This is a genomic window from Amycolatopsis sp. NPDC104819, from assembly GCF_055583145.1.
This window is the reverse complement of the sequence record NZ_JBVJON010000013.1, coordinates 164,907-178,422: the sequence shown is the minus strand read 5'-3', so window position 1 is coordinate 178,422 and position 13,516 is coordinate 164,907. Positions and strand designations below refer to the sequence as shown.

At 71.3% G+C, this 13,516-nt stretch carries 12 protein-coding genes; 5 read left to right on the top strand and 7 right to left on the bottom strand.

The window, feature by feature from the left end; all coding sequences use genetic code 11:
* Both ACZ63E_RS35270 and ACZ63E_RS35265 read right to left on the bottom strand, forming a co-directional pair.
* Window positions 1-888 (bottom strand): 2-hydroxy-3-oxopropionate reductase, encoded by an 888-nt coding sequence (locus ACZ63E_RS35270; protein WP_465340561.1) that lies wholly within the window; start codon window positions 886-888, stop codon window positions 1-3.
* On the bottom strand, window positions 885-1,703 hold the full coding sequence (locus tag ACZ63E_RS35265; RefSeq protein ID WP_465340560.1) for a hydroxypyruvate isomerase family protein: 819 nt from the start codon (window positions 1,701-1,703) through the stop codon (window positions 885-887). The genes ACZ63E_RS35270 and ACZ63E_RS35265 overlap by 4 nt, the downstream gene beginning before the upstream one ends.
* Window positions 1,704-1,934: 231 nt before the next feature.
* Here ACZ63E_RS35265 and ACZ63E_RS35260 point away from each other — a divergent pair, with 231 nt between their 5' ends.
* From ACZ63E_RS35260 to ACZ63E_RS35245, 4 genes are read left to right on the top strand one after another with little or no spacing between them, the layout of a single operon-like run.
* Entirely contained in the window at window positions 1,935-2,852 is a 918-nt protein-coding gene (locus tag ACZ63E_RS35260) for an ABC transporter ATP-binding protein (RefSeq protein ID WP_465340559.1), read from the top strand.
* Window positions 2,849-3,634, top strand: a complete 786-nt coding sequence (locus ACZ63E_RS35255; protein WP_465340558.1) for an ABC transporter permease — start codon at window positions 2,849-2,851, stop codon at window positions 3,632-3,634. Before ACZ63E_RS35260 ends, ACZ63E_RS35255 begins: the two co-directional genes overlap by 4 nt.
* 40 nt (window positions 3,635-3,674) lie before the next feature.
* Entirely contained in the window at window positions 3,675-4,868 is a 1,194-nt protein-coding gene (locus tag ACZ63E_RS35250) for a sensor histidine kinase (protein ID WP_465340557.1), read from the top strand.
* Window positions 4,865-5,533: a response regulator gene (locus tag ACZ63E_RS35245; RefSeq protein WP_465340556.1), complete on the top strand. Its 669-nt coding sequence runs from the start codon at window positions 4,865-4,867 to the stop codon at window positions 5,531-5,533. The genes ACZ63E_RS35250 and ACZ63E_RS35245 overlap by 4 nt, the downstream gene beginning before the upstream one ends.
* A gap of 1 nt (window position 5,534) precedes the next feature.
* Here the strand turns inward: ACZ63E_RS35245 and ACZ63E_RS35240 are convergent, their stop codons facing one another.
* From ACZ63E_RS35240 to ACZ63E_RS35225, 4 genes are read right to left on the bottom strand one after another with little or no spacing between them, the layout of a single operon-like run.
* Window positions 5,535-6,392, bottom strand: a complete 858-nt coding sequence (locus ACZ63E_RS35240; RefSeq protein WP_465340555.1) for a 2Fe-2S iron-sulfur cluster-binding protein — start codon at window positions 6,390-6,392, stop codon at window positions 5,535-5,537.
* Window positions 6,389-8,134 carry an NAD(P)H-dependent oxidoreductase subunit E gene (locus ACZ63E_RS35235; protein ID WP_465340554.1) on the bottom strand — a complete coding sequence of 582 codons (1,746 nt, stop codon included), beginning with the start codon at window positions 8,132-8,134 and terminating at the stop codon, window positions 6,389-6,391. The genes ACZ63E_RS35240 and ACZ63E_RS35235 overlap by 4 nt, the downstream gene beginning before the upstream one ends.
* A 2-nt stretch (window positions 8,135-8,136) precedes the next feature.
* Window positions 8,137-10,056: a molybdopterin oxidoreductase family protein gene (locus tag ACZ63E_RS35230; RefSeq protein WP_465340553.1), complete on the bottom strand. Its 1,920-nt coding sequence runs from the start codon at window positions 10,054-10,056 to the stop codon at window positions 8,137-8,139.
* A gap of 14 nt (window positions 10,057-10,070) precedes the next feature.
* Window positions 10,071-11,066 carry a 2-dehydropantoate 2-reductase gene (locus tag ACZ63E_RS35225; protein WP_465340552.1) on the bottom strand — a complete coding sequence of 332 codons (996 nt, stop codon included), beginning with the start codon at window positions 11,064-11,066 and terminating at the stop codon, window positions 10,071-10,073.
* 259 nt (window positions 11,067-11,325) lie between these two features.
* On the opposite strand from ACZ63E_RS35225, the gene ACZ63E_RS35220 reads away from it, so the two are divergent.
* The gene (locus ACZ63E_RS35220; RefSeq protein WP_465340551.1) at window positions 11,326-12,063 is read left to right on the top strand and encodes a GntR family transcriptional regulator; all 738 of its coding nucleotides are present in this window, start codon (window positions 11,326-11,328) and stop codon (window positions 12,061-12,063) included.
* A gap of 31 nt (window positions 12,064-12,094) precedes the next feature.
* Here ACZ63E_RS35220 and ACZ63E_RS35215 read toward each other — a convergent pair whose 3' ends face one another.
* Window positions 12,095-13,474 (bottom strand): OFA family MFS transporter, encoded by a 1,380-nt coding sequence (locus tag ACZ63E_RS35215; protein WP_465340550.1) that lies wholly within the window; start codon window positions 13,472-13,474, stop codon window positions 12,095-12,097.
* Window positions 13,475-13,516: the final 42 nt, after the last annotated feature.

Below are 13,516 nucleotides of genomic sequence, written 5' to 3'. Positions count from 1 at the left end.
TCACACCTCCGCCGGGACGCGGCCCGACAACTGTTCGACGACCTTCAGCAAGGCCGAGTGGTCCAGGGAGCCGTACCCCATGGCACGGCCGGCGGCGACGAGCTGGGCGACCAGCCCGGTCAGCGGGAGCGCGACGTCGGCCTGCCGCGCGGCGGCCAGCGCGATCCCCATGTCCTTGTGGTGCAGGTCGATCCGGAACCCGGGCGCGAACTGACGGTCCACCATGGACTTGCGCTTGAGCTCGAGGATCCGGCTGCCCGCCAGTCCCCCGGCGAGCACGTCGAGCCCGGTCGCGGCGTCCACTCCGGATGCCTCGAGCAGCACGATCGCCTCGGCGACCAGGCCGTAGATCCCGCCCACGACGAGCTGGTTGGCGGCCTTGACGACCTGGCCGGCGCCGTGCGGGCCGACGTGCACGATCGTCTTGCCGACGGCGTCGAGTACCGGCTTCGCGGCGTCGAAGTCGGCCGCGTCCCCACCGACCATGATGGACAGCGACGCCTGCTCGGCGCCGGCCTGCCCGCCGGAGACCGGGGCGTCCAGGACGCGGATCTTCTTGTCCCGCGCGAGGTTCGCGACCTCGATCGACGTCTCGGGCCGGATGGTGCTCATGTCGATCAGCAGCGTGCCGGGCGCGGCGGTGTCGAGGACCCCGCCACCGGCCAGCACGACCGCCTCGACCTGCGGGTGGTTCGGCAGCATCGTGATCACGACGTCCGCCCCGGCCACCGCGTCGGCGACGTCGCTCGCCGCGCGTCCCCCGGCGGCCTGGAGCTTCTCCCCCGCCGCGGCGTGCACATCGTAGCCGCTGACGTCGTACCCGGCCGCGACCAGGTGCGCGGCCATCGGGGTGCCCATCACGCCCAGTCCGATGAATCCCAGTTTCATGCTCGTCCCCTTCGGGTGGTCGGCAGCCAGTTCAGCGACGCGACGGTGTCGGGCTCCGGGACGTACTCGATCCCGACGAACCCGGCGTAGCCCGCGTTCTGGAGCTTCCGCAGGTGGCCGTCGAGGTCGAGGGACCCGGTGCCGGGCTGGTGGCGGCCGGGCGCGTCGGCGATCTGCACGTGCCCGATCCGGGCGATGTGCTTCGTCGCCAGCGCGTCCAGGTCGTCGCCGTTGACTGCCAGGTGGTACAGGTCGGCCAGCAGCCGCACGTTGTCGCGCCCGAGGTCGTCGAGCACGGCCACGGCGTCCGCGGCGGTCTTGAGCGGGTAGCGGTCGGCGCCGGAGAGCGGTTCGAGGACCAGCTGGGCGCCGATCTTCGCGGCCGCCTCGGCGGCGGTGGCGAGGTGGACCAGCGCGAGGTCGTCCTGCTTGGCCGGGTCTTCGCCGTCGAGCCGGTTGCCGTAGAGCGCGTTGAAGCTGCGGCAGCCGGTGCGTTCGGCGATCCCGAGTGCGACGACCAGGCTGTCGGCGAACTCGGTTTCGCGGCCGATCCACGAGACCAGGCCGCGCTCCCCCGCCGCCATGTCACCGGCGTAGAAGTTCAGCCCGCGCAGCCGGACGCCGGCCTGCTCGACGCCGCGCACGAAGGCGTCGACCTCGTCCCGCGCCGGCACCGCGACCTCGAACGGCCACCAGTACTCGACGTCGGTGAAGCCCGCCGCGCGCGCCGCCGCCGCCCGCTCGGGCAGCGGTACCTCCTTGAACAGGATCGACAGGTTGGCGACGTACGGCAGGGTGTGCCCCTCTTCTGGCATCGCGACCTCAAATTTCGCTATCCGGAATCTTTCTTTCGCATATCGAGAATAGCTGCTCAGCGGCGGCACGGTCAACGGGTCGTCGCCTCGGCAACCTTCGCCTGACCCGTGTGCGACCTCCGGCGTAGCGCCTACGCCGCGAGTCGCACGCGGCCCGCGTCGGGATCGCCCTTCAGCCGGTCGATCCCGCCGTCATCCCCGCCTACCTTCGGCCGCGACGAAGGGAGACGGATGATCGAGGCACACGCGGTGTCCAAGCGCTACGGCGCCCGGACCGCGGTGGACGGGGCGACGTTCACCATCAAACCCGGGGCGGTGACCGGGTTCCTCGGCCCGAACGGCGCCGGGAAGTCCACCACCATCCGGATGATCATGGGCCTGGACGCGCCCACGTCGGGCACCGTGGCGGTCAACGGCAAGGTCTACGCGCACCACCCCGCGCCGCTGCGGGAGGTCGGTGCGCTGCTGGAGGCGAAGGCCGTCCACCCGGGACGGTCGGCGTTCCACCACCTGCTCGCTTTGGCGCTCACCAACGGGATTCCCCGCCGGCGCGTCGAGGAGGTGCTCGAGCTGGTCGGCCTGACCGGTGTCGCGCACCAGCGCGCGGGCGGGTTCTCCCTCGGCATGGGACAACGGCTCGGCGTGGCCGCGGCGCTGCTCGGCGATCCGGCGACACTGGTGCTCGACGAACCCGTGAACGGCCTCGACCCGCAGGGCATCCTGTGGATCCGCACCCTGCTGCGCCGCCTCGCCGCCGAGGGGCGCACGGTGTTCGTTTCTTCGCACCTGATGAGCGAGATGGCCTTGACCGCCGACCACCTCGTGGTGATCGGCCGCGGCCGGGTCATCGCCCAGACGTCGGTGCGGGAGTTCGTCGACCGCGCGTCGGCGAAGGTCGTCCGCGTCCGCACCCCGCGGGCCACCGAACTGCGGGAACTGCTGGCCGGGCCCGGGATCGACGTCACCAGCGCCGACCCCGGGCTGCTCGAGGTGCACGGGGTCACCGGCGCCGAGGTCGGCCTGCTCGCCTGCCGCCACGGCATTCCGCTGGAGGAGCTCGCACCGGTCCAGGCCTCGCTCGAAGAGGCGTACATGGAGCTGACCGAAGACGCCGTCGAGTACCGCACCCCCGAAGGGCAGATCGCATGACGACCGGTGTCACGCTCGGGCGCGTCACGCGCTCGGAATGGGTCAAGTTCCGCTCCCTGCCGTCAACTCCGATCACGGTGATGACGGCGCTCGTGACCATGGTCGCGCTCGGCTGGCTCACCTGCGCCCTCAACGCGGACCGCTGGCCCCAGCTGAGCGAGCAGACCCGGGCGCGGCTCGAGCCGACCGCGCTGAGCATCCAGGGGTACGTCCTGGTCCAGCTCGCGTTCGGGGTGCTGGGTGTGCTCGTCGTGTCCGGGGAGTACACCTCCGGCCAGATCCGCTCGACGTTCTCCGCGGTGCCCACCCGCACGCCGGTGCTCGCCGCGAAGGCCGCCGTGCTCGCGGCCGTGGCGTTCGTGGCGGGCGAGGTGGCCGCGTTCGCCGCCTTCCTCGGCGGGCAAGCTTTCCTTGCGTCGCAAGACATCGAGACGAGCCTCGCCGAGCCCGGGGTGTTCCGGGCGGTCTTCGGCGTCGGGCTTTACGTGACCGGAATCGGGCTGTTCGGGGTCGCGCTCGGCTGGCTGGTCCGGCACACCGCCGGGGCCATCGCGGCGCTCGTCGCGCTCGTCATGATCGTGCCGAGCCTCGCCGGGGTGCTCCCGGAGAGCTGGGTCCCGCACGTCGTGCCGTACCTGCCGAGCAACGCCGGGCAGGCGCTGATCACCGTCCGGCCGTCGGCGCTCAGCCTGCCACCGTGGACCGGCTTCGCGTGGTTCTGCGGTTACGTCGTCGTCGCGCTCGCCGCGGCCGCGTTCGTGCTCAAGCGGCGGGATGCCTGAAACCGGTGCCGTCCCGGCGGGCGGAGGAGATGATGGCGGGGTGACCGACGCACCGATCGACCCCGGGTTCCGCTCCGCCTGGCCGGGCATCGAGCCGCTGCGCGCGTGGGCGCGGCAGCACCCGGCGCCCGCCGACCTGCTGCTCGCCTTCGCGCTCCTCTTCCTCGCGCTGGTGGTCGGCGCCGAGGGCGCCCAGCCGCGCGGACCGTGGCTCGTCGCCGTTGTCGTGCTGCTCCTCGGGGCGCTGGCCCTCCGGCGGCGGTTCCCGCTCACCGTCCTGGGCGTCACGACCGCGACCGGGGTCGCCCAGGACCTGGCCGGGCCGCAGTTCCCGCCGACGTTGGTCGCGGTGCTGGTCGCCGGGTACACCGTCGCCGCGCACCGCGACCGGCACCGCGTCCCGGCGGCGGTGGCCACCGTCGCCGCGCTCACCGCGGGCGGGATCAGCGGGAGCACCGGGTGGCCGATGGTCGTCGCCGGGCTGGTGTTCACCACCGCGATCGTGACCGCGGCGTTCGCGCTCGGGGTGAACGTCCGGACCCGACGGAAGTACCTGGTGGCGCTGCACGACCGGGCGGTGCGGGCCGAGCGGGAACGCGACCAGGAGAGCCAGATCGCGGCCGCGCACGAGCGGGCCCGCATCGCCCGCGAGATGCACGACATCATCGCGCACAACCTCTCGGTCATGATCGCGCTCGCCGACGGCGCCGCGTTCGCCGCCCGCACCGACGGCGTCCAGGCGGAGGCGGCCGCGAAGCACGTCTCGGCGACGGGACGGCAGGCGCTGGACGAAATGCACCGCCTGCTCACCGTGCTGCGCACCGGCGAAGACAGCCCGCGGGCGCCGCAGCCCGGCATCGCGGCCCTCGACGAACTGGTCAACCAGGTCCGCGCAACCGGTCTGCCCGCGACGTGGACGGTCACCGGACGCCGGTTCCCGCTGCCGCCGACGGTCGAGCTGGCCGTCTACCGAGTCGCCCAGGAAGCGCTCACCAACGTCCTCAAGCACGCCGTCACCCCGACGGCGGCGAAGATCCACCTCACCTACGACGAGCCGGTCGTGACCCTCGAAGTGCTCGACGACGGGCAGCCGGCGCCGGTCCCGGCCGGAGACGGCGGGCACGGGCTCAGCGGGATGCGCGAACGTGCGAGCGTCTCCGGCGGCGACGTCGAGGCCGGGCCGCGGCCCGGCGGCGGCTGGCGGGTGCTGGGCCGGTTCGGGAGCGGCTCGTGATCACGATCCTGCTCGTCGACGACGAACCGTTGCTGCGCCTGGGTTTCCGGCTCGTCCTGGAGTCCCAGCCGGACCTGACGGTGGTCGGCGAGGCCGCCGACGGCGCCGCGGCGGTCACCCGCACGGCCGAGCTCGACCCCGACGTCGTGCTGATGGACGTCCGGATGCCCGGGGTGGACGGGATCACCGCGACCCGCGAGATCGTGCGGGACTCACCCCGCTCGCGGGTGCTCATCCTGACCACGTTCGACGTCGACGAGTACGCCTTCCCCGGGCTGAAGGCCGGCGCCAGCGGGTTCCTGCTGAAGAACGTGCCGCCCGACGACCTGCTCACGGCGATCCGCGCGGTGGCCCGCGGGGACGCCGTGGTCGCCCCGACGGTCACCCGCCGGCTGCTGGACACCGTCGCCGACCGCCTGCCCGACCCGGCGCCGGACGGCGGGCCGCCCACCGCCCGCGGCCTCGACCGGCTCACCGACCGCGAGCTCGAAGTGCTCGAGAAGGTGGCTGCCGGGCTGTCCAACGCCGAGATCGCCGGGGTGCTGGTGCTGTCGGAGGCCACGGTGAAGACCCACGTCGGGCGCATCCTGACCAAGCTCGGCCTGCGCGACCGGGTCCAGGCCGTGGTCCTCGCCTACGAGACCGGCCTGGTCCGGCCGCGCTGAGCTACCTGTTCTGCACGTGCTGCCAGCCGAAACGGCCCTTGATGCACAGGTTTCCGTGCGTCACCGAGCTTTCGTGCGGTGACGTCACCTTGACGATCTCGTTGTCCTGGACGTGCAGGGTCAGGTTGCAGCCGACCCCGCAGAAGGTGCAGACCGTGGTCGTGCGCATCTGGCGGTCTTCGTCCCAGGTGCCGTCCTCGCGCTTGTCGTACTCGCGCTTGAAGCTCAGCGCCCCGGTCGGGCAGACCTCGACGCAGTTGCCGCAGTACACGCAGGCGCTCTCGGGCAGCGAGTTCGAGAACTCCGTGGAGATGCGCGCGTCGAACCCGCGGCCGGCGACGCTGATGGCGAACGAGTTCTGCCACTGCTCGCCGCACGCATCGACGCACTTGTAGCAGAGAATGCACTTCTCGTAGTCGCGGACGTACAGCTCGTTGTCCACCAGGGCCGGTTGGGCGACCGTGGCCGCGTCCGGGCCGAACCGGCCGGGGTCGGCGCCGGTCTCGGCCATCCACTCGGCGACGCCGGGGGTCGTCGAGAGGTCCGTGGCGGAGCCGAGGAGCTCCAACACGACCTTGCGGCTCGTGCGCGTCCGCTGCGAGTCCGTGTGGACGACCATGCCCGGCTCGGCCTTGCGTGAGCACGACGGCACGAGCGTTCGCGAGCCTTCGACCTCCACCATGCAGACGCGGCACGCGTTCGCCGGTTCCAGGGTGTCGCCGTAACACAGCGTCGGGATGTCCTTGCCCGCCGCCGTGCACGCGTCGAGGATCGTCGAGCCCTCCGGCACGCGCACGGTATCGCCGTCCACAGTGAACTCGACGAGCCGGCGCGGGATGCCGATGTCCACAATGGTCATCGGAGGGCTCCCAGCCGGTCGATGGCGGATTCGATGGCGTTCCAGGCGGTCTGGCCGAGGCCGCAGATCGACGAGTCCCGCATCACCTGGCCCACCTCTCGCAGCAGCGGCCGCTCGTCCGACCCGGCTGCCAGCACCCGCCGGACCGCCTCCTCCTGCCGCACGGTGCCGATCCGGCACGGTACGCACTGCCCGCACGACTCGTCGCGGAAGAACGACGCGATCCGCAGCAGGAACCCGCCGAGGTCGGCCAGGTCGTCGAGCACCAGGACGACCCCCGACCCGAGGGTGGTCTTCGCCGCCCGCGCGTCCTCCATCGTGAGCGGCAGGTCCAGCTCGTCGGGCCGGACGAACCCGCCCGCCGCGCCACCGAGCAGGATCGCCCGGAGCGAGCGGCCCTCGGGCACTCCCCCGGCCAGCTCGAGCAGCGAACGCAGTGTCGTCCCGAACGGCACCTCGTAGACACCGGGGCGTTCGACGTTTCCGGACAGGCAGAACAGCTTCGGCCCGGCCGAGGCTTCGGTGCCGACCGCCCGGTATGCGGCCGCGCCTTCGGTGAGGATCAGCGGCACGTTGACCAGCGTCTCGACGTTGTTCACCACGGTCGGTTTGCCGAACAGTCCTTTTTCGACCGGGAACGGCGGTTTGGTGCGGGGTTCCCCGCGGAAGCCCTCGATCGAGTTGAAGATCGCGGTCTCCTCGCCGCAGATGTAGGCGCCCGCGCCGCGGCGGATCTCGATGTCGAACGAGAACCCCTCGTGGCCCATGATGCCGTCACCGAGGAAGCCGCGCTCGCGGGCGACGTCGATCGCGTTGCGGAGCAGGCGCAGCGCCCGGGGGTATTCGCCGCGCAGGTAGACGAAGCCACGCCGGGCCCCGATGGCGAACGCGGCGATCGTCATCGCCTCGACCAGCGCGAACGGGTCGCCTTCGATGAGCACCCGGTCCTTGAACGTGCCGGGCTCGCTCTCGTCGGCGTTGCACACCAGGTAGTGCGGCCCGGCGGGCTGTGCGGCCGTAGCCGCCCACTTGCGCCCGGTCGGAAACGCCGCGCCACCGCGGCCGAGGAGGCCGGAGTCGGTGACCTCGCGGATGACCGCGGCCTCACCCATGCGCAGGGCGTTGCGCAGCGCCGCGTAACCGCCGGCCGCCCGGTAGCCGTCCAAACTGGACGGATCGACCACGCCGACGCGGCGCAGCAGCCGCAGTACCTCCTTCTGGTGGAGCACCGGGGCGGCGCCGTCCGAAACGGGCGGTTCCCGCCGGGCGGCCAGCACGGCCGACGCGCCGGTCACCGGAGCGAGCAGCTCCGTGGTGGCCGGGTCACCGGCCTGGAACGTCAGCGCCGCGGGGGCTCGTTCGCAGACGCCGAGGCACGGGCTGGGCAGCCACGTGACCCCGGCGCGCGCCTTCCCCGCGGCGCCGACGTGCTCGGTGAGGACGTCGCACACCGTGTCCGCGCCCTTGAGCCGGCAGGCCAGGTCGGTGCACACGTGCACCACCCGCTCGGGCCGCTCCTCCAGCGCGAACAGCGAGTAGAAGCTCGCCACGCCGTACGCGTCGGCGGGCGGCACGTGCAGTGCCTCGCAGATGAGGTTGAGCGCGCCCTGGCTGATCCAGCCGACCCGGTCGTTGACCGCGTGCAGCGCGGGCAGCAGCTGGTCTCGCCCGCCGCCGGCGAACCTGGCGACGGCCTCGCGTTCCTCACGGGTGGCGACGGCGTCGAGCAGTTTGAGATCCATCGTCAGACTCCCGCGGGCAGCTTCTCGACGCGGATCGCCGCCGCCTTGTACTCGGCGGTCCCGGCGATCGGGCAGGTCGCCTCGATGGTGATGACGTTGACGTCGATCTCGTCCGGGAAGTGGAAGGTCATGAACGCCAGCCCCGGCTTCAGGCCGGTGTCGAGCCGCACCGGCGCGACGATTTCGCCGCGCCGCGAGGAGATCCGGACCAGCTCGTCAGGTTCGACGCCGAGTGAGCGCGCGTCTTCCGGGCACAGGTCGAGGGTCTCGCCCTGGCGCAGCGGCGACGGGAACCCGGCGGACTGGACACCGGTGTTGTAGGAGTCCAGCCGCCGTCCGGTGGTGAGCCGGATCGGGAACTCCGCGGTGAGCAGGTCGACCGGCGGGCTGTGCTCGATGACCGTGAACGGCGCCGGGCGGCCGCGCTCGGCCGGGTCGTCGGCCCAGAGGCGGCCGTGCAGGAACGTCGGTTCGAGGGTGTCCTCGGTGTAGCACGGCCACTGGATGCCGCCGAGCTCTTCCAGGCGTGCGTAGGACATCCCGGCGTGCATCGGCGACAGCGAGCGCAGCTCGTCCCAGACCTCCTGGCCGCCGGTGTAGTGCCAGTCGTGACCGAGCCGGCGGGCCAGTTCCGAGAGCAGCTCGATGTCGTCGCGGGCGCCTTCCGGCGGTTCGAGGGCCTTGCGGACGCGCTGCACCCGGCGTTCGGAGTTGGTGAACGTGCCGTCGCTCTCGCACCAGGCGGCCGAGGCGGGCAGCACGACGTCGGCCAGCTGCGCGGTCTTGGTGAGGAAGATGTCCTGCACCACCAGGTGGTCCACGTTGGACAGCCGTTTGATCGTGTGCTCGCAGTCCGCTTCGGACTGCACCGGGTTCTCCCCGATGATGTACACGCACGTCAGGTCGCCGCGTTCCATCGCGTCGAGCATCTGGGTGAGGTTGAGCCCCTTGTGCGGCGGGATCGACGAGCCCCACGCCGTGTCGAACTTCGCCCGGACGTCCGCGTCGAGGACGTCCTGGAAGCCCGGCATCCGGTCCGGGATGGCGCCCATGTCGCCGCCGCCCTGGACGTTGTTCTGCCCGCGCAGCGGGTTCAGCCCGGCGCCGTAGCGGCCGACCTGCCCGGCGAGCAGCGCGAGGTTGATCAGCGAAAGCACGTTGTCGGTGCCGTTGTGGTGCTCGGTGATGCCGAGGGTCCACGACAGCTGCCCGCGGTCGGCGCGGGCGTAGGTGTGGGCCAGTTCGCGGATCAGCTCGGCGGGCACGCCGGTGGTCTTCTCGGCGACCTCGAGCGTCCACGGCTCGACCGACGCGGCGAACTCGGCGAAGCCCTCCGTGGCGCGCTCGATGAACGTCGTGTTCGCCAGTCCGGAGTGGATGATCTCGCGCGCGATGGCGTGGGCCAGCGGGATGTCCGTGCCGACCTCGAGCTGCAGCTGCCGGTGCGCCCAGCGCGCGGTGCTGGTCTGTCGCGGGTCGACGACGAAGAGCTTCGCTCCCTTGTGGACCGCCTTGAGCACGTGCTGGAAGAAGATCGGGTGCGCCTCCCGCGGGTTGCCACCCCAGATCACGATGACGTCGGCGTCCTCGATCTCCTGGTACGACGACGTGCCGCCGCCGCTGTCGAACACCCGCGCCAGCCCGGCGACGCTCGGGGCGTGGCAGGTGCGGTTGCACGAGTCGACGTTGTTCGTGCCGATCACCGCGCGGGTGAACTTCTGGGCGACGAAGTTCATCTCGTTGGTCGCGCGGGCGCACGAGAACATCCCGAACGCCTCCGGCCCCTTGGCTTCGAGGGTGCGGCGGATCCCGGCGGCGGCCCGGTCGAGGGCTTCGTCCCAGGTGGCGGGCCGCAGCACGCCGGAGTCGCGCACCAGCGGCTGGGTGAGCCGGACGTACGGCTCGGTCTTCCTGCGCTTCACGGGGTACCTCCGGTTCAGTGCGACCCGACGGGGACGGGCGTGCTGCTGGTGTGGTCGAGCAGGCCGATGGCGGCGTGCACGTGGCTCAGCGCCGGCGCCGGCACGCCGGTCAGCCGGGCGAGCTCGACCACCGCGCCGATGATCGCGTCGATCTCGAGGGGCTTGCCCGCTTCGAGGTCCTGCAGCATGGACGTCTTGTGGTGGCCGACGCGCCAGGCGCCGTCGATCCGCTTCTCGACCGAGACACCCGGGTCGCTCCCGGCCGCGCGGGCGATGGCCTGGGTCTCGGTCATCATCGTGGCGACGAGCGCGCGGGTGTCGTCGTGCTCGCACATCTGCGCCATGGTCGCCCGGGTCAGCGCCGAGAGCGGGTTGAACGCGACGTTGCCCATCAGCTTGATCCAGATGTCGTCGCGCAACCGCGGTTCGACCGGCGCCTTGAGCCCGCCGGCGATCATCGCGGCGCTGAGCACCTTGCAGCGCGCCGAGATTTCGCCGTCCGGCTCGCCGAGGGAGAAGCGAGTGCCCTCCAGGTGCCGGATCACGCCCGGCTCCTCGATCACGGTGGAACAGTAGACAACACAGCCGATCGCGCGCCGGAGCTCGAGCACGGCGGTCACCGAGCCGCCCGGGTCGACGGTCTCGACCCGGCGCCCTTCGAGCGGATGTCCCTTCAGGCCGTGGAAGTACCACCACGGGATGCCGTTCTGCGCGGCCACGACCGCGGTGTCCGGGCCGAGCAGCGGCGCGAGCAGGGGCCCGCACGAGGCGTAGGAGTTGGCTTTCAGGCCGAGGAAGACGAAGTCGGCTTCGCCGACTTCACCCGGGTCGTCCGTGACGTGCGGATGCGCGGTGAAGTCGCCGCGCGGGCTGAGCACGCGGACACCGTGTTCGCGCATCGCGGCCAGGTGGGCCTTCCGGGCGATCAGATGCACCTCGGTCCCGCCGCGGTGCAGCGCGGCCCCGAAGTAGGCGCCGATCGCCCCGGCCCCGAGAACAGCCACCTTCATGATGTGCCTCCCACTTCGGTCCAGCACGTGATTGCATACAGTATCCTGGATTCACTATCGCGACCAGAGATTTTCTCGTTCGAGCGGACCGAGCCACTCAGGCGGCGCAGCCGAGGCCGACAAACCGGACACAAGGGGTCACGAGCGTGATCCACATCGGGCGAAACACCCGGTCGAGGGTGAGATTCCGGGATTTTGCATACCAAAACCTGTATCCTGGGGACAGATCATCGCGTTCCTCTCCCCTTCGAGGTGTCCCGTGAGCCAGCCCGCTTCCCCGCTCCAAGACCGCGGCCCCAGCGGCCGCCGCACGGCCAAGGGCTCGCTCAGCTCGACCGCCGCCAAGCGCGTCGAGCGGCCCGCGCCGCTGCGCCAGGTCGTCTACGAAGCCCTCGCCGAGCTGATCATCAACCGCACCCTCGAACCCGGGCAGCACCTGGTCGAGGCCGACCTCGCCGAATACCTCGGCGTCAGCCGGCAGCCCGTCCGCGAGGCCCTGCAACGGCTGCAGAGCGAAGGCTGGGTCGACCTCCGGCCCGCCCAGGGCGCCTTTGTGCACCTGCCCACCGACGAGGAGGCCGACCAGCTGCTGAGCGTCCGCAGTGTGCTGGAAACGCACTCCGCGAAGCTCGCCGCCGGCCGCGCCACACCGGCCGACGTCCGGCGCCTGTGGGAACTGCAGCAGGCCGGCGTCAACGCCCTGCGCGACGACGACACCGAAGGCCTGGTCGCGGCCAACGCCGCCCTCCACGCGTTCATCACGAGCCTGTCGGGCAACGCCGTGCTCGCGGAGCTGATCGGCCTGGTCGACCGCCGGGTCCGCTGGTACTACACGCCGATCGCCCGGCCCCGCGGGCGGGACGCGTGGAACGAGCACGACGAGCTGATCCACGCGATCTCCGACGGCGACGCCGACAGCGCGGAGCAGATCATGGCCAAGCACACCGAGCGCACCCGCCAGGCCTACCACGAACGTCCGGAGGCTCCCCGGTCCTGATGGCTGCAGGACCGGGGAGCGGGTTACCGGATCAGCCGCCCGTCGCGGCGGAAGGCCGCGCCACCAGCTCGGTTTCGGCGAGCTGGTGGCGTGGCCGGCCGGGCTGGCGCAGGAAGAGCGTCAGCACCGCCGAAAGCAGCGCGATGCACCCGGCGAGGATGTACGCGCCCGTGTAGCCCCACGCGCTGATGACCCCGGCGGCGAGCCCGCCACCGCCGACCCCACCGACCAGTTTCGCGCTGTAGACCAGGCCGTAGTTCGACGCGTTGTTGTTCTCGCCGAAGTAGTCCGGCACCAGCGCCGCGAACAGCGGGTAGAACGCGCCGCCGCCGAACCCGGTCAGGAACGCGAACACCATGAACAGGAACAGGTTGTGCGTGTTCCCGGCGTACATCACGCCGAACTGCGCACCCCCGGCGATCACCAGGACGACGGTGAGCGTCTGCCGGCGGCCGATCCGGTCCGAGACCCAGCCGACCACGGCGCGGCCCGTGCCGTTGACGATCGAGAGCACCCCGGCCGAGGACGCCGCGACGAACGCCCCGAACCCGCTCTCCTTCGCGAACGGCACCTGGAAGTTGATGCCGAACAGCGAAACCCCGCCGATGATCACCAGGCACACCCACATCAGCGGGAGCATGCCGGTCCGGATCGCCTCCATCGGGGAGAACTGCTTCACCGCCGGCGGGTTCTTGGCCAGCCCGCCGGTCGCGGACCGCCGGCCGGCCGCCCAGCTCTTCGGGTCGACCTCGGCCGGCCACCAGCTCTTCGGCGGGTCCTTGAACAGGAACCCGCAGACCCCGACGACGAGCAGCATGTACACCGCGATGACGTCGAGGATCACCGAATAGTTCGTCGGGGTCAGGAAAGCCGCGAAGACGTAGATGAACGGGACGGCGCCGTAGGCGAACCCGCCGTTGACGAACCCCGTCCTCGCCCCGCGCTTCTCGGGGTACCACTTCCCGACCATGTTGATGCAGGTGGCGTAGACCAGCCCGGCGCCGGTGCCGCCGAGCACCGAGTACCCGACGAACGCCACCGCCAGGTTGCCGCTGTGCGAGATGGCGAAGTAGCCGATGGCGCTGCAGACCGCGCCGGCCAGCATGGCCGTCTTCGCCGACATGATGTTCTTCTCGCGCAGCCGTCCGGCCGGGAACGCCACCCCGGCCTGGAAGACCGCCCAGATGCTGGCCAGCCAGAACGCGTCGGACAACGACCAGCCGTACTTCTCTTCCAAGGTGCCTTCGACGGCGCCCCAGCCGTATTCGAAGACACTGACCGCCATCATGGCGATCCAGGGCAGCCACACCATCCAGCTTCGCGAGCGCCCCATGATGTCCTGGGGACTCTCACCTACTCGGTAAACCCGTCCGTTCTCGTCAACGATCTCCTGATAGGTCGCTGCGGTCATAAGAGTTCTCTTTCGTCACCGTTGACTCGTGTCCCTCTGTTG